The sequence below is a fragment of the Gordonia sp. X0973 genome (assembly GCF_013348785.1).
In the GTDB taxonomy this organism is placed as follows: Bacteria; Actinomycetota; Actinomycetes; order Mycobacteriales; family Mycobacteriaceae; genus Gordonia.
The window spans coordinates 2,521,279-2,541,435 of record NZ_CP054691.1 but is presented as its reverse complement, the minus strand read 5'-3'; the positions used below and the strand labels follow the sequence as shown (position 1 = coordinate 2,541,435).

At 62.8% G+C, this 20,157-nt stretch carries 34 protein-coding genes; 25 read left to right on the top strand and 9 right to left on the bottom strand.

Annotated features, from left to right (window positions below; translation table 11 throughout):
- Positions 1-15 precede the first annotated feature (15 nt).
- The 8 genes from HUN08_RS12565 to HUN08_RS12530 form a co-directional block, all read right to left on the bottom strand.
- Positions 16-864: a hypothetical protein gene (locus tag HUN08_RS12565; RefSeq protein WP_124248699.1), complete on the bottom strand. Its 849-nt coding sequence runs from the start codon at positions 862-864 to the stop codon at positions 16-18.
- Complete coding sequence (locus HUN08_RS12560) at positions 854-1,591, bottom strand: C39 family peptidase (RefSeq protein ID WP_124248700.1); 738 nt, start codon at positions 1,589-1,591, stop codon at positions 854-856. Before HUN08_RS12560 ends, HUN08_RS12565 begins: the two co-directional genes overlap by 11 nt.
- Before the next feature lie 6 nt (positions 1,592-1,597).
- On the bottom strand, positions 1,598-3,133 hold the full coding sequence (locus HUN08_RS12555) for a hypothetical protein (protein ID WP_124248701.1): 1,536 nt from the start codon (positions 3,131-3,133) through the stop codon (positions 1,598-1,600).
- Between the two features lie 57 nt (positions 3,134-3,190).
- Positions 3,191-3,403: a hypothetical protein gene (locus HUN08_RS12550; RefSeq protein ID WP_124248702.1), complete on the bottom strand. Its 213-nt coding sequence runs from the start codon at positions 3,401-3,403 to the stop codon at positions 3,191-3,193.
- A 41-nt stretch (positions 3,404-3,444) separates the two neighbouring features.
- Positions 3,445-3,804: a hypothetical protein gene (locus HUN08_RS12545; protein WP_124248703.1), complete on the bottom strand. Its 360-nt coding sequence runs from the start codon at positions 3,802-3,804 to the stop codon at positions 3,445-3,447.
- A 27-nt stretch (positions 3,805-3,831) separates the two neighbouring features.
- A complete protein-coding gene (locus HUN08_RS12540) occupies positions 3,832-4,173 on the bottom strand; it encodes a hypothetical protein (protein ID WP_124248704.1) in 342 nt (113 codons plus the stop codon).
- A gap of 188 nt (positions 4,174-4,361) precedes the next feature.
- Positions 4,362-4,775 (bottom strand): hypothetical protein, encoded by a 414-nt coding sequence (locus HUN08_RS12535; RefSeq protein WP_301546716.1) that lies wholly within the window; start codon positions 4,773-4,775, stop codon positions 4,362-4,364.
- A gap of 107 nt (positions 4,776-4,882) precedes the next feature.
- Positions 4,883-5,185, bottom strand: a complete 303-nt coding sequence (locus tag HUN08_RS12530) for an HNH endonuclease (protein ID WP_124248715.1) — start codon at positions 5,183-5,185, stop codon at positions 4,883-4,885.
- A gap of 2,053 nt (positions 5,186-7,238) precedes the next feature.
- Here HUN08_RS12530 and HUN08_RS12525 point away from each other — a divergent pair.
- From HUN08_RS12525 to HUN08_RS12480, 10 genes are all read left to right on the top strand, one after another.
- Positions 7,239-7,442, top strand: coding sequence for a hypothetical protein (locus tag HUN08_RS12525; RefSeq protein ID WP_124247159.1), 204 nt, complete (start codon positions 7,239-7,241; stop codon positions 7,440-7,442).
- A gap of 10 nt (positions 7,443-7,452) precedes the next feature.
- Entirely contained in the window at positions 7,453-7,974 is a 522-nt protein-coding gene (locus tag HUN08_RS12520; RefSeq protein WP_124247160.1) for an antirestriction protein ArdA, read from the top strand.
- A gap of 539 nt (positions 7,975-8,513) precedes the next feature.
- Positions 8,514-9,020: an XRE family transcriptional regulator gene (locus HUN08_RS12515; RefSeq protein WP_124247161.1), complete on the top strand. Its 507-nt coding sequence runs from the start codon at positions 8,514-8,516 to the stop codon at positions 9,018-9,020.
- A gap of 13 nt (positions 9,021-9,033) precedes the next feature.
- Entirely contained in the window at positions 9,034-9,342 is a 309-nt protein-coding gene (locus HUN08_RS12510) for a hypothetical protein (RefSeq protein ID WP_124247162.1), read from the top strand.
- On the top strand, positions 9,339-10,190 hold the full coding sequence (locus HUN08_RS12505; protein ID WP_124247163.1) for a PD-(D/E)XK nuclease family protein: 852 nt from the start codon (positions 9,339-9,341) through the stop codon (positions 10,188-10,190). The genes HUN08_RS12510 and HUN08_RS12505 overlap by 4 nt, the downstream gene beginning before the upstream one ends.
- A gap of 37 nt (positions 10,191-10,227) precedes the next feature.
- Entirely contained in the window at positions 10,228-10,992 is a 765-nt protein-coding gene (locus HUN08_RS12500; RefSeq protein WP_124247164.1) for a pentapeptide repeat-containing protein, read from the top strand.
- A 173-nt stretch (positions 10,993-11,165) separates the two neighbouring features.
- On the top strand, positions 11,166-11,969 hold the full coding sequence (locus HUN08_RS12495; RefSeq protein WP_301546715.1) for an AAA family ATPase: 804 nt from the start codon (positions 11,166-11,168) through the stop codon (positions 11,967-11,969).
- A complete protein-coding gene (locus tag HUN08_RS12490) occupies positions 11,966-12,304 on the top strand; it encodes a hypothetical protein (RefSeq protein WP_124247165.1) in 339 nt (112 codons plus the stop codon). Before HUN08_RS12495 ends, HUN08_RS12490 begins: the two co-directional genes overlap by 4 nt.
- Positions 12,305-12,542: 238 nt before the next feature.
- A complete protein-coding gene (locus HUN08_RS12485; RefSeq protein ID WP_301546714.1) occupies positions 12,543-12,839 on the top strand; it encodes an endonuclease VII domain-containing protein in 297 nt (98 codons plus the stop codon).
- Positions 12,836-13,045: a hypothetical protein gene (locus tag HUN08_RS12480; RefSeq protein ID WP_165353501.1), complete on the top strand. Its 210-nt coding sequence runs from the start codon at positions 12,836-12,838 to the stop codon at positions 13,043-13,045. Before HUN08_RS12485 ends, HUN08_RS12480 begins: the two co-directional genes overlap by 4 nt.
- Before the next feature lie 19 nt (positions 13,046-13,064).
- Here HUN08_RS12480 and HUN08_RS18395 read toward each other — a convergent pair whose 3' ends face one another.
- Positions 13,065-13,220: a hypothetical protein gene (locus tag HUN08_RS18395; protein WP_301546713.1), complete on the bottom strand. Its 156-nt coding sequence runs from the start codon at positions 13,218-13,220 to the stop codon at positions 13,065-13,067.
- Between HUN08_RS18395 and HUN08_RS18560 the strand changes: the two genes are divergently transcribed.
- The 15 genes from HUN08_RS18560 to HUN08_RS12405 are packed head-to-tail and all read left to right on the top strand — an operon-like array spanning position 13,153 to position 20,110.
- Complete coding sequence (locus tag HUN08_RS18560) at positions 13,153-13,398, top strand: hypothetical protein (protein ID WP_367649950.1); 246 nt, start codon at positions 13,153-13,155, stop codon at positions 13,396-13,398. The two genes, HUN08_RS18395 and HUN08_RS18560, sit on opposite strands and share 68 nt — an antisense overlap.
- Complete coding sequence (locus HUN08_RS12470; RefSeq protein WP_165353499.1) at positions 13,310-13,867, top strand: toprim domain-containing protein; 558 nt, start codon at positions 13,310-13,312, stop codon at positions 13,865-13,867. Before HUN08_RS18560 ends, HUN08_RS12470 begins: the two co-directional genes overlap by 89 nt.
- The gene (locus HUN08_RS12465) at positions 13,864-14,097 is read left to right on the top strand and encodes a glutaredoxin family protein (RefSeq protein WP_124247167.1); all 234 of its coding nucleotides are present in this window, start codon (positions 13,864-13,866) and stop codon (positions 14,095-14,097) included. Before HUN08_RS12470 ends, HUN08_RS12465 begins: the two co-directional genes overlap by 4 nt.
- 8 nt (positions 14,098-14,105) lie before the next feature.
- Positions 14,106-14,255, top strand: coding sequence for a hypothetical protein (locus HUN08_RS12460; RefSeq protein ID WP_165353498.1), 150 nt, complete (start codon positions 14,106-14,108; stop codon positions 14,253-14,255).
- A 1-nt stretch (position 14,256) separates the two neighbouring features.
- A complete protein-coding gene (locus HUN08_RS12455) occupies positions 14,257-14,667 on the top strand; it encodes a DUF3310 domain-containing protein (RefSeq protein ID WP_174900925.1) in 411 nt (136 codons plus the stop codon).
- A gap of 40 nt (positions 14,668-14,707) precedes the next feature.
- Positions 14,708-15,499: a metallophosphoesterase gene (locus HUN08_RS12450; RefSeq protein WP_301546711.1), complete on the top strand. Its 792-nt coding sequence runs from the start codon at positions 14,708-14,710 to the stop codon at positions 15,497-15,499.
- A complete protein-coding gene (locus HUN08_RS12445; protein ID WP_124247169.1) occupies positions 15,487-16,146 on the top strand; it encodes a hypothetical protein in 660 nt (219 codons plus the stop codon). Before HUN08_RS12450 ends, HUN08_RS12445 begins: the two co-directional genes overlap by 13 nt.
- Positions 16,133-16,357: a hypothetical protein gene (locus HUN08_RS12440; RefSeq protein ID WP_124247170.1), complete on the top strand. Its 225-nt coding sequence runs from the start codon at positions 16,133-16,135 to the stop codon at positions 16,355-16,357. Before HUN08_RS12445 ends, HUN08_RS12440 begins: the two co-directional genes overlap by 14 nt.
- Positions 16,354-16,536, top strand: coding sequence for a hypothetical protein (locus HUN08_RS12435; protein WP_124247171.1), 183 nt, complete (start codon positions 16,354-16,356; stop codon positions 16,534-16,536). The genes HUN08_RS12440 and HUN08_RS12435 overlap by 4 nt, the downstream gene beginning before the upstream one ends.
- Positions 16,529-16,885, top strand: a complete 357-nt coding sequence (locus HUN08_RS12430; protein WP_124247172.1) for a hypothetical protein — start codon at positions 16,529-16,531, stop codon at positions 16,883-16,885. Before HUN08_RS12435 ends, HUN08_RS12430 begins: the two co-directional genes overlap by 8 nt.
- A complete protein-coding gene (locus HUN08_RS12425; protein ID WP_124247173.1) occupies positions 16,882-17,235 on the top strand; it encodes a hypothetical protein in 354 nt (117 codons plus the stop codon). The genes HUN08_RS12430 and HUN08_RS12425 overlap by 4 nt, the downstream gene beginning before the upstream one ends.
- Positions 17,222-19,240 carry a ribonucleoside-triphosphate reductase, adenosylcobalamin-dependent gene (gene nrdJ / locus HUN08_RS12420; protein ID WP_124247174.1) on the top strand — a complete coding sequence of 673 codons (2,019 nt, stop codon included), beginning with the start codon at positions 17,222-17,224 and terminating at the stop codon, positions 19,238-19,240. The genes HUN08_RS12425 and nrdJ overlap by 14 nt, the downstream gene beginning before the upstream one ends.
- A complete protein-coding gene (locus tag HUN08_RS12415) occupies positions 19,237-19,395 on the top strand; it encodes a hypothetical protein (RefSeq protein WP_165353497.1) in 159 nt (52 codons plus the stop codon). Before nrdJ ends, HUN08_RS12415 begins: the two co-directional genes overlap by 4 nt.
- Positions 19,383-19,628, top strand: a complete 246-nt coding sequence (locus tag HUN08_RS12410) for a hypothetical protein (RefSeq protein WP_124247175.1) — start codon at positions 19,383-19,385, stop codon at positions 19,626-19,628. Before HUN08_RS12415 ends, HUN08_RS12410 begins: the two co-directional genes overlap by 13 nt.
- Positions 19,625-20,110 carry a hypothetical protein gene (locus tag HUN08_RS12405; protein ID WP_124247176.1) on the top strand — a complete coding sequence of 162 codons (486 nt, stop codon included), beginning with the start codon at positions 19,625-19,627 and terminating at the stop codon, positions 20,108-20,110. The genes HUN08_RS12410 and HUN08_RS12405 overlap by 4 nt, the downstream gene beginning before the upstream one ends.
- Positions 20,111-20,157 lie beyond the last annotated feature (47 nt).

The following is a 20,157-nucleotide window of genomic DNA, read 5'->3' as shown; positions in this document are numbered from 1 at the left end:
TTGTCTCCCGGTGTTCTACTTGGTGCGCTTCTCCAGCTCCGCTACTCGCTTGATGAGGTCTGCCTGGTTGGTGACTAGGACGCCGACGGCGTCTACGAGCGTTCGGTTCGATCCGTCGGCGCGCTTTCCGAGCAGCGCCCAACCGGGGAACGACTTCAGGAGGTCGACCGACCCGTCGGGCCGGCGAACGAGGTCGCGGCCTCCGACGAGCTGCTCGCGGATGTCTTTGACGTCGGAACCGATCGGTCCGACGTAGGTCTTGATGAAGTTGATGATGTCGTCTTTGGCTGCCACGAGGTCGTCTCCAGGAAGTAGGGACGCGCCCATCGAGAGCGCGAGGTAGTAGCGGTTCTTGCGGTCGTCGATGCCGTTCAGCCCGCCGTTTACGGCGCGGGTGGCTCCGACGATGTCGCGGTTGTCGGCGTAGGTGTTCATCGGACGCGCGGCGGTCCAGTACCAAACCGCGCCGAGGAAGCCGTAGTCGACGTCGGAGAGTTTGGTCGGGTTGTCGACGAAGTAGGTCGACGTCGGGCAGTAGCCGCGGGAGTACGCCCACCTCGAGAGCTGTAGGTAGTTAGCTCGTCCGGTGATCTGGATAGGGCCGCGGCCTTTGAAGCGGACGCCGTCGCCGGGCTGTGTGTTTCCGAGATCCTGCCGGCCCTCGTACGCCGCTCCGCTGGCGATCTCCTCCATGTACTTCAGGCCGACCGACTCGTGGCCGATCTGCGCGCAGAACATCGCGGCGCGGTCCGCGGTGGTGCATTCGGCGCGGATCAGCGCTTCGTTGAACGCGGGTGCGAGGTCGCGGTACCGCTCGATCGACAGCGATCCGCCCATCACGCGGGAGAGTGACTCAGCGTCCAACGAGATCACCCACCGCCGTCTTCAGATCGCGGTTGCCGAGATGAGGCCACCGGGTGATGAGTTGGGCTCGGGCGTCTCGGACGTCGGACGCGATGGGGCCGACGAAGATGCGGATGAAGTCGTTCACCGCCGCGGCGTCGATCTGCGGCTCCGCCCCGAGTACGAGGTAGCTCTTCGGGACGATCAGCGAGACGTACTGCTCGAAGGTGATCCAGTACCCGTCGGGCTGGAACCCGGAGTCGGCGATGTGGATGTAGAGGATTCCGTCGATCACCGCGTATCCGTCTACCAACACGTAGTGGAATACCGTTCCGCCGCCGTAGTTGGGGGATCGTGATCCAAGTTGGCCGACCGGGTAGTTGCTCGGCGGGGCTTGCCAGTTCGTCGGGACGCCGAATCCGGAGTCGATCGTCAAGACGATCTCGTCCCAAATCTGCTTCTTCCACGTCTGGTTCGGCATCTTCGGGAGGTCGCGGACGACGTAGGTGCCCTCGCCGAGGTAGCGGTTCAGAACGACCGCGAGCTGGCCGATGTAGTCGGTGCCGTCTTGGTCGTCCCAGCCGATGTTGCCCTCAAGCTCTTCGGTCTGGCGCGCGATCTCGCGTTCGGCGACGTTGATGCCGCGGATCTTCAGCGCGGATTGCGTCGTCGCTGGTCCACACCAGTACCCGGTCTCCTGCCCTATCTGGGAGCGGTCGAACGGGAGGACTTTGGTTACGTCTGTCACATCTACCTAACTGAATCGAATCAGCGCTTCGCCGCGCGCTCCGGGATCTCCGTCTGACGCCCCAAACGTGTCTGCGCCACCCCTGCCGCCCGATCCGGGGGTGGAGCCGTTACCGCTGCCGCCGGTCATCGTCGCCCCTTGGAATGTCGTGTTGCCGGGTCCGTGGGCGTCGCGGCTGTTCGACTGGCTGTAACCACTTCCACCGGCTCCAACGACTGGGCCACCCGCTGCGGGCGTGCCTCCGATTGAGGGCTCTGCGGAGGTGCTTCCACCGCCGCCGTTGTTGCCTGTACCACCAGCCCCGATCGTCACCTTCACGCCGTCCCACGACTGACCCGCCGTGCTCCAACGCTGAGTTCCGTAGGCTCCGGGGTTGCCGCCGCGTCCCCACGAGAAGAATCCAGCGGAGCGAACGCCTGCTGCACCGCCACCTAAGACGATGACGTCGATGTACTTCGCTCCGGCGGGAACCGGGACAGTTTGGGATGACGTAACTTGGACGTTGTACGGAACAATCGAGAAGTCGGTGCGAGCGATCGAGAGGGTGCCTTGTCCCGATGTTTGAGCGTTCTGAAAGCGGCGCTGGTATACCGCCGCAGCGAGGCTTCCCTCGCCGTTGTGATCGGCTGGGATGAAGCGTCGTTGAAACACCGAAGCGGCCAACGAGCCTTCTGCGTTGTGCTCGGCGGGGACGGATCGCGCAGCGACGAAGATGTCTAGCGCTCCGTCGGCGGAGAAGGTAGCGGTCGCCTTCGGCTGCGTCGCAGCTGCGAGAGCTGCTGCGCCCGCGTAGACCGCGGGGTTCTTCGCGGTGGCGGTGGTCGAGAGCATGCCCGACCCACCGCCTGCGGCGGGATCTTTAGCCTGCTCGTGCGGTGAGAGCAGACCCGCGGCGGAGAAGTTGGGACCGAGAACGATCTCGACTTCGTATGCGCCGGAGTAGAACTGCGCGATCGACGAGAACTTCGCCTCGAGCCGGCTGACCGGCACAGCGGCCAAGCTCCCGAGTCCTGCGAACTCTGCCGGGTTGCGCGGCTGCACAACCGCCGAGATAGACCCCGCCGCGGAGTAGACCGCGGGGTCTTTAGGCTGCGGCTGCGCCGCGAGCTGACCCGAAGCGGCGGGCTCCATCCGGCCCTTGGCCGCTGTTGACGTCGCGAGGGTGCCGGTGCCAGCGAGCTTCGCGAGGTCGATGATCTGAAGCGCTGCCGCTAGATCGCCTTCGGCGTTGAACCGCGCTGGGTCTTTCGCCGTCGGGTGCGCGAACAGCGCTCCGCTACCTGCGAAGCGGGCCGGGTCTTTGGGCTGCGGGTACGCAGACAGCGAACCTGCGGCGGAGAAGTTCGGATCGTGGAGCTTCGCCTTCGACGGCGCGTCGAGCTGGCCGTCGGCGTCGTAGTCGGGGTCGTAGAGCTTGGCGACTACCTTCGCTGCGAGGTCAGCAATCCCGGTGAAGAACGTATGCCAACGCGGAGCTGGGATGTCCTGCGGCCGGAGCTGGGCGAGCGGGATGTGGGGGAGCGGGAGCCCCTTCTTCCTCACCGGGAGGGGTAGTGGCCCTCGAGGTCGGCGAGGAATCGGGGTGAACACCGCTGCTCCTTACTTACGCGAGAGTTCGTACTCCAGCTCGTTGATCCGGCGCTGCTGTGCGGCGATGTACTCGACGAGGTCGGTGGCGAACGACTGGACGATCTGCTCAGCCGCGGGCGGCTGGGGGTCGTTCTGTGCGACGGCCACGCCGGTGAAATCGGCCTCGACGTAAGCGACTTCCGGGGTCGTCTCAACTTCCGGAGTTGTCTTTTTGGTTGCCAACTATCTCTCCCTTGTTATCGGTGCTTGACGGATGTCAAGTCTTAGGTCTGGGTGAACGACGGGGTAACGACGATCTGGCCCTGCGCGCCGAGGGTCGTCGAGGTGATCGCAACCCAGTCGATGCACGAGCCGCCGGAGGCGGCGGTCCAGATGCCGGCGTAGGTGTAGGTGCCGGCGGGGACGTCGATGGTGACCGACGTACCGCTGAGCGCGCCGCCGGAGCCGGAGGTCCACGTCGTCTGCTTCCGCGCATAAGCGGGGGTGCCTCCGGTGACCTCGTTCGAGTTGCCGCTAGCTCCGGGGTTTCCGGTGTAGAGCGCGACGTACGGCGCGCCGCTGCCTGCGATATTCTTGTAGGAATCGGCCATCGTCTGACGGGTTCCGGCGATTTGCACAGCCATAGTTCTGTATGTCCTTCGTTCTGTCCGCTAGAGGTGCTCGACGACGCCGTAGGTGACGCAGAAGTCGAGGTCGGGGGTGTCGGGGAATACGACGTAGAGGTAGTAGTCGAGGCCGGTTCGAGGCAGCTCGTCGATGAGTTCGCTTTCGACGGCGAACTCGATCAGCTCTTCGGAGCAGATGCCGTCCCACGTTGCGACCAGCTCGCGCGATCGGTTGGATCGCACGACGTCGATGCGCGCGGTGGTCCCGACCGGCAGCGCGTCTTCGGGGTCGATCATCATCTGCTGGTAGAAGTCCTGCGAGCGGACGAGAACCAGCGGCATGTACTCGGGCCGGTGACCCCACTCGACGGGGAAGGTGGTAGCCATCAGGCCCTTTCGTGGTGGAGCTGCCCCCGACGCCCGACAGAGGCGGTTAATCGGGTCGCCGGGGGCGAGGCTGACCCCGCCGCGCGTGAGAACGCGGCGGGGGTGCGGGAGCTGGGGAGAGGCAGCTCAACCGCGGCTACTGGGAGTCGGCGCAGCTAGTCGCGGTCTGCCGGAGGTGTGGGCAGAACCTAGCCTTGTGCCTGTCGCTCGAGCATCAACGAAGCGAGATCCTGATCTTCAGCGCCGGCGGACTCGACGCGTTCGATCTCGATCCGCATTCGGCGGCGAGCACCCTCTGATACCAGTAGATCGGTGAAGTTGGACATAATCGTGGCGAGCACCTGCGAGTTCGGACGCGGCGCTTTGAGCTGGCGATCGAGCAGCTCGAGCGTGAGGCGAGCGAACTCCCAATCCGACGGCTCGAAGTACTTAGCCTGACCGGACTTCTGCATCGACGTGTAGAGCGAGCGGACGATTTTGTGCGGTTTGGTGATCCCCAACGCGGGGACTCGGACCTCTCCGACGGTCTCGACCTTCTCAATCGGTACTTCCGGCTTGTTCCGCCGGACTCGCTCTTCGGATCGTTTGGGGGGTGGACCCATGCCTGGCAACTTCGCCTCCTGGGCGTCAGGCGACGGCCCCGGTGCTCCGTAGACTCACCGAGGCAGGACTGACCGTGGGCGATAGCGCAGAGTCGGTACCTTCGTCGCTAGCCGTCGTCTAGACGGCCTGGATGGCGACCGCGGGGTCGCCTGCGTAGAGCGCGCATCCGCGCTCGTTGTTCGGCACCTTCCCGGCTCGACTTCGTCGCGTGGCATCTAGCGCACGCGGCTTGGAGGTTCTCGGGTCGGTGGTCATCACCGCGGTTGCGGTGATCTACTTCGGTGGCTGCGCTGACGCAGCCGCGGTAGCGGAGTTGGCACTTCCACCCGTCTCTGCGGAGGATGTCCAGTCTCAGCGAAGACCAACCGTCAGGAAGGCGGTCTTTGCGGTGGGAGGTAGACCAGCTCACGTTTCTCCCGTTGTGTGCGCACGCGGGCGCGTGCTCGCGGTGGGGGAACGATAGTTCCCGCCCGAAGTCCTCAAGACTTCGGAGGAGGACCAACAAGTCCGACACCGGCGGTGAAACTCGAATCGACGGAGAACGAAACCTTCTTTTGCCGAGCGAGCGAAGCGAGCGAGGTTTTCTTGGAAGATCGGTCGGCTCTTTTGGGGAGCCGCCCTCAGCGGCGACCAACCGATCGTGGTGCCAGCCTTTTAGGGCTGGCCCGACCGACCGGGGGCATCAGCCACCGGGCGGTGTTGTTGGCGGTGTTGTTTCCTTTATATCTCTTACCTCCCTACATTCATAGGTGGCTAGTATGAGGGTCTCTGTCCCCTACCGTTACCAAACCGTTATAAAGAGATTTTGACGCAACGCGCTGACCTGCGGTGATTCTGAAACCAATTTTTGGGTGGGGGTGGGGCTGAGCCGGCGAAGGCGGCGTCTTCCTCAGACGGGTGGGGGTGCTGGTGGGAGCCCGCGGAGCGCCTCGAGAGCGCGAAGCGGCGCTAACCTACGGTACCGTAAGTTGTGACCCGTACGCAGTCGGGCATCCGTATTACGTAGCGGCCCGGCGGGTGCGCGGGGGTAACCCGGGTGGGGGTCCGGGGGGAGCGCGCCGCGCCTGCCCACCCTGGTCTGCCCGCTGCACCCAGACCCCGACGCGGGAGCGTGCCTAGGTCCCTGCCCCTGCCTGCCCCTGCCCCGCGGGGTGTGCCACCCCTCACCCCGCCCCATACCCCACCCCGTAGTAGGGGGCCCACCCCACCCCCTGCTATACCCCACCCCACACACACCCTGCCCCGGCTATACACCCCCCCCGCCGCTCACCCCGACCCGACGTGCTCACACCCCCGGTAGGTACGCCCCCCGTTGCCGGCACCCCCCGCTAAGCGGCCCGACGCGGCGTAGTGCCGGCTGCAATTTCCTGTCGCTGACCTGCGAATACCGCTGTTTCCGCTGACTAATTTCGAAATACGACTTGACATCACCCGGCTACCGGTGTTTACTCAAGGGGTCAGAACGAAACGAACGGAGAATCTCAGATGGGAATCAACGAACTGCGAGACCGTCTCGGTTGGGAGCACCAGTTCCCGCGTGAGTCGGGTCGCCACCGCGCTACCGCTAATCGCCGCCCTAACGTGGTGTGGATCATCGGCGTGCGAGGTGGTCAGCGATGATCGCGGATATATTCGACCCCGCCGAGTGGGATGAGTGGAACGAAATCGAGCGCGCCGAGCTTGAGCGTCAGGCTTACGACCGCCTCATCTCCGAGTACTTGTAGCTTGCTTCATCCCTTGACATCGCTCGGGGGACGGAGTTGGACACAACTACCAACGAAGGGAACAACGATGAAAATGCTTGGGTGTTTCGCGGCTCTCGCTACCGCTTTCGCGGTCGGCGTGGGTGCCGGCGTTATCGACGCCGAAGTCCGCGACCACAACTCGCAGCTGTCTGCGGTCGCAGCGCGCGGAGACGATCAGTTGTCGACGCGTAGCGGAGACGACAACGGCGACGGCGTGATTGACGAAGATGAGTCGGGCTGGAATTGCCGGACGATGGGGAACCGAATTTGCGGGGAGTCTGAGGTATGAGGCTATACGGCGTCACATTCCAGATCGCAGAAGGTCCGCTCTCCGAACCGTCGTCAGAGAGTTGGGTAGCGCACGCCGAGTGTCTCGGCGACATCCGCAACGCGCTACCGCCTAGCTATCGGGTGATCACGATGGGCGCAACCGAGACTGACCCGGATACGCCGTGCGCTCTCCGACGCTGTGGCAAGCGTATCGGCGGTGAGGTGTGAAGACGCAAACGCGAGGTACGGACGCGGCGATCTACTGCGAGTTGTTCGGTATCGAGTACGTCGGTACGCCTATCGAGGTTGTCGAGGTCTGGTGGCCGCGCGGTAGGTATCAACTCGCCGACATCCGCCGGGTCGGGTTGCTGATATTCAAAGCTTGATTCTTGCTTGGCTCGCGAACGAAGTTCGCTCGCGGTCCGAGTTGGAATTGAGAACGGAGTAATGAACATGGAAGTCACCCGCGCAGACCTAGCCGACGAACTAGCGGCGGAACTAGCCGCTATCCGCGACCGGCTCAGCGAAAAGGTGGATCACCTGGATATGGAGTGGGACGAACTGAGCAGAGCGGAACAACACGCGGCGGGCAGTATTCAGGGAGCCGTACAAAAGCTACGTCTCGCTATCGAAGAACTTGACGAAGAGTAGGGACAAAGACATGAAAGCTTTCATCACAGACCTGGCCGCTTATAACTCGGGGTCGTTGGTAGGCGCGTGGGTTGACCCCGACACCGAAGATGTCGACGAAGCTATCGAGCGAGTGCTTGAGCACGGCGCTATCCAAACGTGCGAGACCAATCATGAGGAATGGTTTGTTACCGATTACGACGATCTGCCGAAGACAATCGCGGACTGGTTGGGGGAGTACCCCGACTCCGAGAAGTTGACCCGCGTTGCATCGTTCGATGACGACGACCTCAACAAGCTATGCGCGTACCTCGACTACAACGGTTCGATTGACCTCGACACCTTCGACCCCGACAACGTGATCGGTCCGTGGGGCTCGCTGGAAGATGTCACGTACGAACACGTAGCTGAGTTCATACTCCCGGAGATCCGAGAAGATATGAGAAAGACCGTCGAAAACTACTTCGATTACAAAGCGTTTTCCCGCGACCTCGAGATCGAAGGTCGATTCGTAACGGTCGACCAAGTAGGAGTTTTCGAGATCGTCGACTAGCCGCTTGCCCGGTCCCTTGACACCGCGCAAGGGGCGAGGGTTGGAAACTAGACAACCGAATGAAAGGTATGAATATGAAACGCTACCGCGGGAACCTCGCCGCCGACCGCCAACCTCTCTACGGCTCTCGACCGCGATACACCCTCGCGCGCACCAACGCAGTTCTGCGGCCTCACAGCGAAACTACCAACCCAAGAAGGTATGCTGTAGTCCGATACTTGACATCGGCCATGGGATGATGTTACAATGAAGGCATGAGGGGAGAAGGTATGTACCACCACCTGAGCCCGGTGGACCCGCTCGATCAACACCGACTCCAGTCGGTGTACTTCGTCGAGTCGCCGCGGTCGCGGCCACCCGCTCGGACGGCGCATCTGGTGTTCATCGTGCTCAGCTGCGGCGCGTGGACCCCGGTTTGGGTGATATGCGAAATTACGCACCTGATCCGGGGTCGCTGACATACACTACAGTTGATCGTTCGGCCGAAGTCAAGTATAATCAGACACGAAAGGTTAGCAACTCGAAGTATAGGAGAAGGCATGGCCGGACAGCCGATTATCACGATACAGGACGTCGAAGACCTAAAGGCGAAGGGGATGAATCAATCCGAAATCGCCCGCGAGTTCGGTGTTACACGAGCTTACATCTCGTACATCGTCCACACCTACGGCGGGAAGTTGACGCCGCGTGCGCAGGTTCAGCGCGATCACTTCCCGTGGAAGGTGTCAACCGACTTCCAGCGGTCGGCGATCGACAAATGTCTCCGCCACCACGCGGAGTGGGTCGTCACCGGCGGTAGAGGTATGAGCGACGACGCGCTATCGCGGCTGAAGAGCTTCCACCGCAGGCTGCGGGACTTCAACCTGGTGGTTGAGTTCGACCCGTCCATCCCACCGAACCGCGACTCGAGTGTCGGGGGGTACCGATACGCTGACCGGCTACCCGAAGACGGAGACCTGATGTTGCGAGTGAACGACGACATCCGGCTTACCGACGAGGGTCGGAACAAGATATGGAAGTTGCCACCAACTTCCGCAACGTACTGAACAAGGAGAACACATGCTGAGTGCGCCCGCCGCGACCGACACGCCGGGGATTGACGACGTCGAGGACGCAGACCTCGTCGGGGTGATCCGCCACTACGAGGTTGAAGGCTTGATCGCGGTCGACGAGTTGCCCGACGGTGGCGGGTTCGTCATTGCTCGATCCACGTTGGTCAGCACCAACGACGCAGCGTACGTCGAGGCGGTGGGGCTCGTCTGCAAGCGCGGATGTCAGCGTCACATCCACACGACGTTCGTTGATCACCACGAGGTCGAGAGGACCCCGTTCGTCGGGGAGTCGTCGATCGCGGAGCTGTGGGCGTGAGCGTCGAGGTTGAAGCGAAACCGCCCGCGTACAGGTCGGTTTCGCAGCGGAACCAGTACGACCGCTGTCCGCAGTCCTACTACCTCGCTCGGATCAAGAAGGTTTGGCAGAAGCCGGCGGCGTGGCTCCCGATGGGGTCGGCTGTCCATGAAGGGGTGGAGCGGTGGGAGAAGTCGGGCCGCACGATGAGCCGCGAGGAAGCGGAGGCGGTGGTTGCGACGTCGTACGACCGCGAGGTGTCGAAGTACACCGCGGAGACACCGAACTTCGATTGGTGGCAGTCGAGCGGTCCGTACCGAGCTACCGACGACCTCCCAAGAAGGTTTGATCTCGCTCGTGAGCACATCAACCGCTACATCGACTGGGCGGAGAAGCACCCCAACGAGAGGATGTGGGAGACCCCGCCGGGGTGGTGTGATGAGACCGTCGACCACAACGGCCACGAGTCTCCGGGGAAGGTTGCGTCGGAGCTGGGATTCAACACCACGTTCGGCAGCGTTCCAGTTCGAGGTTTCATCGACCTCGTCGTCGAGGGTGAAGAAGGTTTGGTCGTCCGCGACGTCAAGACCGGCAACACGCCGGGGGACGACTTCCAGCTCGGGGTGTACGCCGCGGCGATCGCGCAGGAGTACGACGTCGAGCAGCCGACGCGGGGCGACTACTTCATGACGAAGACCGGCAAACCGACGCTGGAGTACGACATCTCGGAGTGGACGCCGGCGCGGGTGGCGGAGGAGTTCGAAGAGCTGGAGGACAACATCCAAAACGAGAGGTTTGATCCGAAGCCTGACCCCTCCAAGTGCCGATTCTGCGACGTCGCATCCTCCTGCGATTTTCGTGCGGCCTAATGCTTGACATCATACAAAGGGAGAAATAGAGGAAGACATGATCGAGATCAAAACCGTCAGCGGAGTGACGATCTACACCGCGTCGAACGCAAACGACGTCCGTACGGCGGTCGTTGAAGCAGCCAGCCGCGGCGCGAACCTCCGCGGCGCGAACCTCCGCGGCGCGGACCTCTACGGCGCGGACCTCTACGGCGCGGACCTCTACGGCGCGGACCTCTACGGCGCGGACCTCTGCGGCGCGAACCTCCGCGGCGCGAACCTCCGCGGCGCGGACCTCTACGGCGCGGACCTCTACGGCGCGGACCTCCGCGGCGCGAACCTCCGCGGCGCGGACCTCTGCGGCGCGGACCTCCGCGGCGCGGACCTCCGCGGCGCGAACCTCTACGGCGCGGACCTCTGCGGCGCGAACCTCCGCGGCGCGGACCTCTACGGCGCGGACCTCGATCCGCTGCCGCTCGCCCAGCTCTCGCACCTTCCGGAGGGGACGCTGGTCGGGTGGAAGAAGGCTTGTTCCGCCGAGTACCCGCATCGGTCGGTTCTGGTCAAGCTGGAGATTCCCGCCGATGCCCGCCGATCGCATTCGACTGGGCGGAAGTGCCGCGCCGACCGCGCTGTCGTGCTCGGTATCTACGACGCCGACGGCAAACCCGTCACCTCAGCGCGCAGCGTCCACGACACCGATTTCATCTACAACGTGGGGAAGACGGTCACCCCCGACAACGGATGGGGAGAGGACCGATGGGACGAGTGCGCTCCGGGCATCCACTTCTTCATCACCAAAGAGGAAGCGGAGGCTTACTGAGGTGGTGACTAGACGACCTCGGAAGTTCAGGGTTGAACTGGAGTTCAAGAATGGGCAGGCGGTGGTCTTTGTCGAGAGTCTTCATCTTGAAGATGCCCACCAGATCGGAATCGACACGGTCGTCAAAGGCGTAAAGCAGTTCGACAAGATAACAACGGAGGAGGTAAGCGACGGTGGTGGTTAGCGTCCGGCAGAGTCGGAACGTCCGCGGCCACGCAGGCGAACCGCTGCCGACGGTGTGGGAGTCCTTCGACCGAATCGGTGCTCGGTTCCTCCGCGGTCAGCTCGCTATGATCGCCGCTGCTCCTGGCGTTGGGAAGTCCGCGCTCGCGCTGTCGTACGCGCTGCAAGCTGGAGTACGGACGATGTACTTCTCCGCCGACTCCGACGCGACCGAGCAGATCGGTCGGGCGTCGTCGATCCTGACGGGTGCTCCGCTCGCTGATACGAAGGCGGAGTTCATCGCTGGCGAGATCCGCGACGAGGTGCAGCGGGCTCCGATCTACTGGAGTTTCAACGCTCAGCCGACGCTCGACGACATCGACGAAGAGATCGACGCGCTCTACGAGGCGTATTTGTGGGAGCCGGAGGTAGTCGTCATCGACAACCTGACGAACGTGCTCAGCGGCTTCGCCGGCAACGAGGAAGATCCGTTCGGCGGGCTGGAGGCGTTGCTCGACCACCTCAACGGTCTCGCTCGACGGACCGGCGCGTGCGTCATCGCGACCCACCACGTAACCGGACCCCACAACGACGGCGTGACGGCGATCCCGCTTAGCGGTCTGAAGGGGCAGGTCGGTCGAGTTCCGCAGATGGTGTTGACGGTCCACAAACGGCAGGCGGTAGGGGAGTTCTCGCCGGACATGCTGGTGGTGTCTCTCGTGAAGAACCGCGGATCGAAGTCGGACCCGACGGGTAGGATGACAGCCGAACTAGAACTCGACGGAGACCGAATGCAGCTGAAGGATCTCGTATGACCTCGAAGAAGGACATCGCCGTAGCAGCGGCGTCGGTGGTTGGTGCGGTCGCGATCGCGGTAGGGATCGGCGTGGTGAACGAGTTCGTCGTTCAGCCGAAGATGAAGCCGACGCTCTACGAGGCCGGCGGCGAGGTCGACAACGGGTGGTTCATCGGTCCGGAGCCGAAGCCGGTTTCGTTCCGCGGGCATCTCCGTCAGCGAACTACCAACTCCGACAACCCGTCGATCTACGCGGTCAGCGGAGATACCAAATCGGAGCTGTGGTGTCGGATCTCGGTTGATGGGCGTGTGGTGTCGTTCAACCGCGAGGTCGCTTCGGTCGTCTGCAAGTAGTAGTTGGTAATCTGCGACGTTTCGTGTGCCGGTGACTTGACATCATACGAACAACGATGTTATAATGAGGGGGTGAGGGAGAGTGGGGCAGTGCATCGACTGCGCAGCGGAGGGCAACCCCAACCGCCGGAAGGTCTACATCCAGCGGAACGGTAAGCCGGCACCGGGAAATCGGTGTGGTGAACACTTCCGAGCAAGACGAGACGAAAGAGCAGCCGCCACCCGCGAGAAGCGGTGGATGGAGCGGTACGGGCTCTCGGTCGACGAGTACGACGCGATCTACGAAGCGCAAGGCGGGCTCTGCTACATCTGCCGACGCGCTAACGGGAAAGTCCGGAAGTTGGCGGTCGACCACGACCACCAAACCGGATACGTCCGCGGCCTGCTGTGTAAGTCGTGTAACCGCGGGGTGCTTGGACACGCTCGAGACGACGTCGAGTTCTTCGAGCGAGCAATCAGCTATCTACAACAACCGCCGGCATTCGGCGTAATCGGGAAGCGCGTAGCTCCCGTCCATCTGAAGGAGGCAGCGTGAGCAAAAAGACGAAATACACCGGGTGGGAGAACGTCCCGTTCAACCAACTCGTTCGCGCGAAGAACCTTGACGGGGTTTTTGAATTCTACATCCGGCAGAATGGCGGGTTCCTCTTCGGAGATGGTGTCGGGTATTTCTGCGTCGGCGGCGATTGGAACCCGGACAAATACACCACCGGGAAGTACAAGCAAGTCACCTTCTCGTGATCTCGACGATCAAGCACTACTACCCCGGTTGGATTCCGCCGATCAACAGGTGGGGGTGGACGCCGGCGCTCTGCCCGTTCCACAACGACGAACACGAATCGGGATCGTTGAACGAGTCGATCGACGGGTGGAACTGCTTCGTCTGCGACGTCCGCGGCGACTCGATTTCGATCATCCGGCACGAGGAGGGAATCTCGTTTGAAGAAGCTCAGCGCCGACTCCAGGAGATCGCTCCGGGAAGCGACGTCGAGGTACATCGCGTCGATGCCGGGAAGTCCCGCCGAGGAGTATCTGCGAACCCGCGGGCTGCTGGTCGACGGGATCGAGCGGTACGCGCTCGGGTACGTGGATGAACCGCTTCCTGAGCATAGCCATCTTCGGGGCACCCTTGCCATCCCCTACCTGCGGCCTGGTGACTGCTGTTCGATCCGGTTTAGGTGCCTCGAAGACCACGACCACCAAGGACACGGGAAGTACAACACCGTCGCCGGCGATCGACCGTGGCTGTACAACACCGCCGCGCTCGGGGGAGACGTCGTCGGGATCGCCGAAGGGGAGCTGGACGCTATCGCCGGATCTCGGGTCATTCCGACGGTCGGTGTTCCAGGAGTCACTTCGTGGAGGCCCTCGTGGGATCGGCTGTTCGAGGGGTATCAGCGGATCGTCGTCTTCGCCGACGGAGACGAGCCCGGATGGAAGTTCGGACGCTCGTTGGCTGGAAAACTTGACAACGTCAGCTTAGTGAAATTCAGCGACGGCGACGACGTCGCGTCGTTTGTGCAACGAGAGGGCGTAGAGGCCCTAGAGGAGATGGTCGGTTGACCGAGGCAATCATCTACACGCGGGACAGCTGTCAACCGTGCCGGATGACGAAAAAGAAGTTCGAAGAGCTGGAGATCCCGTACGAGGAGTTCCGACTCGAAGACCTCTCAGACGAAGAACTGCGAGTCCTCACCGATTCATACGGAGCTAAAGAGGCTCCGGTCGTGATGACCGCGTACGACATGTGGACGGGTTATAGGCCCGACCGAATCGAAGGGATTCTCAATTGAAGTGCCAGATGCGCGTTACCGACGTTACCACCGGCGAGGCTGAGTTCCGGCTGACCGGAGTCACCCCGTCCGACGACGTATTCACCAACGAGTACAACAACATGATCTACAGCGCACTTGAGCGGTCGCTGATCGAGTTGGAGGTGGATGGTGTCTAGCTTGAACCCGAGCTACTACCAGTTCGGCGACGTCGAGACGATCCAAATCTCCGAGCAGCTGACGGCGAACGCCGGCCAAGCGGTGCAGTACATCGCGCGGTCGTGTCGAGTCGACGGCGTCGTGAAAGGTAATCCGCTCGAAGACCTCCGGAAAGCGAGGTGGTTCGTCGACCGCGAAATTGGTCGTCTCGGCGGCGATGACTTGACATCAGCCAACGGCGGGTTCTCAGAACCGCTATCGCTGGATGATTGGCGGGAGTTCCCGGCAGGGACGAGGTTCACCGACAACGACGGTGACGAGTACCTCCGCGTCGAGTTTGGCGCGGTGTGGGCGAAGGACAGTTTTCCAGCGTCCGGGATCGAAGAACTGACCGAGGAATACGCCCCCTACACCGAGGTTCTGGATGGCTGAGCCTAGCAACGCGTCGGCGTCGAAAGGCAAAGCTCGCGCTGTGCCGAGCCGATCGTCGACCCCCGGCGTTAAGACGGTCGTCATCATCCCCGACGTCCAGCTGCCGTTCCACGATCGGCGTGCGACTCAGCGGGTGATCGACTTCATCGGTGCCTCGCAGCCCGACGAGGTTGTCCAGATCGGAGACCTGCTGGATCTCCCTCAGCCGTCGCGGTGGACGAAAGGAACACGCGGCGAGTTCGAGGGGTCGGTGCAGAAGGACGCGGAGCAAACGAAGCGTCAGTTTCTTGATCCTCTCCGGAAGGTCTACGACGGTCCGGTCGGGGCGCACGAAGGCAACCACGACGAGCGTGCTCGGGTCTACCTCGAGAAGTACGCACCCGCGCTCGCGGAGTCGAACGCGTTCGATATGGACGTACTGCTCGACTTCGACGGGTTCGGCGTGGAACTCCTCCCGGAGTTCTACGACATCGCTCCGGGGTGGCTGTCGACGCACGGCCACCGCGGCGGTATCCGGCTCTCGCAGATCTCGGGTTCCACCGCGCTGAACGCCGCGAAGAAGTTCGGGAAGTCAGTCGTCTGCGGGCATACCCACCGACTCGGGCTCTCGCACTTCTCGTCGGGGTACGCCGGCCGATCGGTGGTTGACGTCTCCGGGATGGAGGTCGGGAACCTGATGGACATGAAGAAGGCGCAGTACCTCAAAGGCGGGTCGGCCAACTGGAAGCAGGGATTCGGAATGCTCCACATCGACGGGAACGTCGTGAAGCCGGAGATCATCCCGATCACGAAGGGAGCCTTCATCGCCGGGGGCGAGACGTGGCGAATCTAAACGAAGTCGTCGAAGCGCCCCTTGTCGAGATCCAAACGCTCTTTGAAAAGGCCGCTTGGTCTGTGAAGAACGAGGGGTGGACTCGACTAGACGTCGAGGAGATCATCCAGGAGTTGTATGTCTGGTACTTCGAGAACGACACCGCCCGACGGAAGCTGGCCGGGTGGGAGAAGTGGCCGAACGTGTACACCTACCTGAAGGTCACCGCCCGGCGCATCTGTGGCAAAGACATCCAGGATGACCGCAAGTTTCGAGCCGATTACGACTACTCAATCGACGTTGTCAAACAGGTGTTGAAACGGGAAGTGCACGGGCCTAAGGCGGTCGATGACTTCCTCGATGGGATGGGCAGACTTCACGATAGGCACTGGGATTACTGGGACATCCTCCGTCGTCGGTACGAGAACGACGAACGGATGGGGTCGAAAAAGAGTCAGAACCTCCTCTACAACGCCCACATCGCGCTTACTGACGAGATGAACAACGCATCTCGCGAGCGGAGGGAGGAGTGGTCGGACGAACCCGGAAAGACGCTCGGAGACGGGTTGGGCCGACCGAATCCCCAACCTCCCCCGATGGAGGTCGAACAGCAAGAGCCGGAGCCCTCTCGGGGCTACTACGAACGGAGGAAGTATGACGCTGATTAAGCACGGTGTGCGGTCGTTTGTGCTGCCGAAGCGCGGCATGACAGAAGTCGATATCGCGCACAAAGGCGTGCAGGAGATGCTCAAACTCGGCGCGAAGTTCCTCACCGACTTCGCCGAGGTGAAGCCCACCCCGAAGGACATCCACAAACACGGCGACGGCGTGCGGGTGTTCACCGCGGTTGGCTACCGAGAGATGGGAGACGCGGCGTGATCGACGCACCATCGAAGTACGAAACGTCGTTGTCGATCTACGACTCGATCTTCAACGGGGCCGGCGGAATCGAGATGTACAGGGCGTGGACGATCCCCGAGCTGTACCCCAACCACGACCAAGCGCCGCAGCCTCTTTTCGAGAACTGGGACGAGTGGGAGCAGGCGACGTATGCATAGCCTCGCTGAACAGCTGGCGACCGACCAGCTCCTCGCGCCACGCGTCGTGAAGGGGGTAGACCCGTCGTCGGCGGCTCTCCGCGATCACGTCCGCGAAGCGGTGAAGACGAAGGAAGAGCGGTCGTGGAAGGTGATCTCGGTCGACGAGATCATCCGCGGCTACCGCGAGGTCGTCCTCGGGGTGAAGATCCTGTGGGCTCTCCGCGGTGATCCCGCGCTCTACGAGCAGGAGGCCCTCGCCGCCGCGCAGCGGGAATACGACGACGTCCTGCGCGTCCACCGGATCGACCAGCGCAGCCGCGGTGAGTACCGCTACGCCGTCATCGCGAAGAACGACGAGCCGAGTTGAACCTCGCGTTCATCGAACCGGCTGACTCCCCGTTTGTTAACAGGCTGAGCGGCGTTACCGCGTTCCCCCTCTACGAAGGTGCATTCCCGCCGGAGGGGCAGCCGGTCGTCCTCGTCGTACCAAGCGCCGGCGACGAGCGCCAACTCGTCATCGACTTCTGCGTCGACAGGTGGCTCGACGTCGTCGGGGTGATCGGTACTCGGTTCGCGTGGGAGGAGTGCGGCAGCGCTGCTCGAAAGGCAGCTGTGCTCGCCGACGCGATGCTGATCGGCGACCTCGAGCACTTCGTCAGCGCGGAGAGCGTCGAACTACTAAACGAGACACTGAAGGAACTAGATGCATTTTTCTGAGACCGGGAGAACGGTCTACGAACGGACGTACTCGCGTCCGAAGCCTGACGGCTCGAAGGAGACGTGGCCGGAGACGGTCGAGCGGGTGGTCGACGGGAACATCGCTCTCGTCGAGGACGCCCGCCTCATCCCCGGCGAGCGCGACGAGCTGATCCGGATGATGACCGACTTCCAGATCATCCCCGCGGGCCGGCATTTGTGGGCGTCGGGCGTGAAGGGAGCAACCCACCTCTTCAACTGCTGGGTGAGCGGGTGGCTCGACGATGACCCCGCTAAGCATTTCGAGTTCACGTTTATGCGGCTGATGGAAGGCGGCGGAGTCGGAGCGAACTACTCGCGCATCCCCGACTACAGCAACTTCCAGCAGTTCCTCAGCGTCCACGTCGTTTGCGACCCCGGACATCCGGACTACGACGCGATGGTCGACGCGGGTCTCCTCTCGGAGGAGTACTCGTCGGACTGGGACGGCGCGTTCGAAGTCGAGGACAGCCGAGAAGGGTGGGCGGCTGCGGTCGTCGATCTGATCTCGACGTACTACCGCGAGGACGTCAAGAACTCGAACCGCGTCTACGACGTCTCGAACGTCCGCGCAGCCGGCTCTCGGCTCAAAACGTTTGGGGGGACGGCATCTGGCCCGGCTCCGCTCGCGAAGGCGCTGCGGTCGATCGCTGGCACGATGAACACACACGATTGGTTGACCGGCCTCGCCGCGATGGAGATCGACCACGCTCTCGCTGAGTGCGTCGTCTCCGGCGGTGTTCGGCGGTCGGCGCGGATGTCGATTATGCGGTGGGACGACCCAGACATCATCGATTTCATCAAGTGCAAGCAGTCGGGGATCTCGCATTGGTCGACGAACATCTCGGTGGAGGTCGACGCGGAGTTCTGGGAGCGAGTCCGCGGTCCGGCTCTCGACGCCGGCCTGCGGTCAGCCCTCGCTCGCGAAGTTTTCCAACTCATCGCCGAGGGTATGCGGCTGAACGGCGAGCCTGGCTTTTGGGACTCGTCGCTGTCGAATGTCGGCGAGCCAAATGTTGTACATGCAACTAACCCCTGCGCAGAAATTGTGCTTGAGGACTGGGAGCCGTGCAACCTCGGTCACGTCAACCTCGCTGCGTTCGTCGATCCGAAGACGGGGACGGTCGCGTGGTCCGAGTTGCTTCGAGCACACACGCTGATGACGCGGTTTTTGATCCGAGCGACGTTCGCGCCGGTTACCGACCCGCTCTCGCGGGAGGTGCTCGACCGCAACCGCCGGATCGGCGTCGGACACCTCGGTGTTGCGTCGTACCTCGCGATGATCGGCCAGCGGTACTCCGATGCGCCGAACACCTCGTTCGATTGGGAGCTTAGGTCGCTAGCGAAGTACGTCGATGAAGCGGCGGTGGATTACAGCCACCAGCTGCGCATCCCGGTGCCCGTCAAGAAGCGGACGGTAGCGCCGACCGGGACGATCGCGAAGATGCCGGGAGTCTCCGAGGGGGTCCACCCGATCTTCTCGAAGTACTTCCTTCGGCGGATTCGGTTCTCGACGGTCGACCCGGATCAGGTCGCGCAGGTCGAGGACTACCGCCGGCGAGGCTTCCGGGTGGTCGACGACATCTACGCGGACAACACCGCGGTCGTCGAGATCCCGACGAAGGACTCCCTCGTCGAAGCGGTGGAGAACATCGGCTTGGATTCCTCCGACGTCGTCGAGGGTGCCGACGAGCTGACGCTCGATCAGATGCTCTCCTTCCAAGAGATGTATCAGCGCGGGTGGGCTGACAACGCGGTCTCATACACCGCGAACTTCAACCCGTCGCAGTACTCGTCGTCGGAGATCCGCCGTTCGCTTCTCGACCGCGGAGGGCTGCTGAAGGGCGCGACCGTCTTCCCGGAAGCGTCGATGGAGTTGTCGCCGTACGAGCGGCTCACCCGCGAGGAGTACGAGGCGTACGCGACGTCGGAAGTCGCTGACGGCGTAGACGAGGAGTGCGGTACCGGAGGATGTCCGATCCGATGAAGTTCCTACTCAAGATGGAAGTCGAGACGGTCGCCGACGTCGAGAACTACGAAGCCGCCACCGAGCTGCTGTGGGCGATAGCGGCCGACATCAACGACCGACCGGAGTTCCTGCTGGAACCGGAGGTCGTCGACTACGCCGTTTGGCCGCGGTGAAGTACCCGCTTAGCGGCGAGCAGGGAGTCGCGGTGTTAGTCCTACTCGGGCTGGCTCACGAGCTGCTCGCCGAGAAAGACCAGCTTCTCAGCCACGCGTTCGACCGCTGGCTGGAGAAGCACCCGTGGCTCGTCCGAGCCGTAACCGCGGTGACGGTTCTGCACCTGCTGAACCTGCTGCCACATCAAATTGACCCCTACCACCAGGTGGGGAACTCGAAGGAGAGAAAATGACTGCATACGACCCGTTCGCCGTCGACACCCCCGAGCCTGAACAGGCTCCCGAACCCGCCGCGCCTGTCGGCACCACCGCCGTCTCGGTCAAGCCGGTTCTGACGGACTCCGGCGGGAAGGTCGTCGTCACCCTGAAGGGAGGTAGCGGATCCGAGGCTCCGTGGATTGTCATCCACGCCGATTCGGTCGCCGACGCGACCTCCCAGCTCGACGCCGAGATCGTCACGCTGATGGAGAAGACCGCAGGTGCCGCGAAGAAGTTCCAGTCGCTCGGCTTCGGCGGAGGCGGCGGGCAGCGCTCCGCCGCACCTTCGGGAGGCAACTCCGGTGGTGGTCGACCGGCTCGCCAGGAACCGCCTGCCGGCGCTCCGGAAGCGCCCGGCCCGGATTGGTCGTACAAGACCGGCACCAAAAACGGTCGGACGTGGCACGCGTGGGCTCCTCCGGGGCAGGGAGGCAAGTTCGTGTTCTTCGATCTGTAGGTCGATGACTTGACATCGCCCGAACGGCGATGTTAGAATAGGGTCAT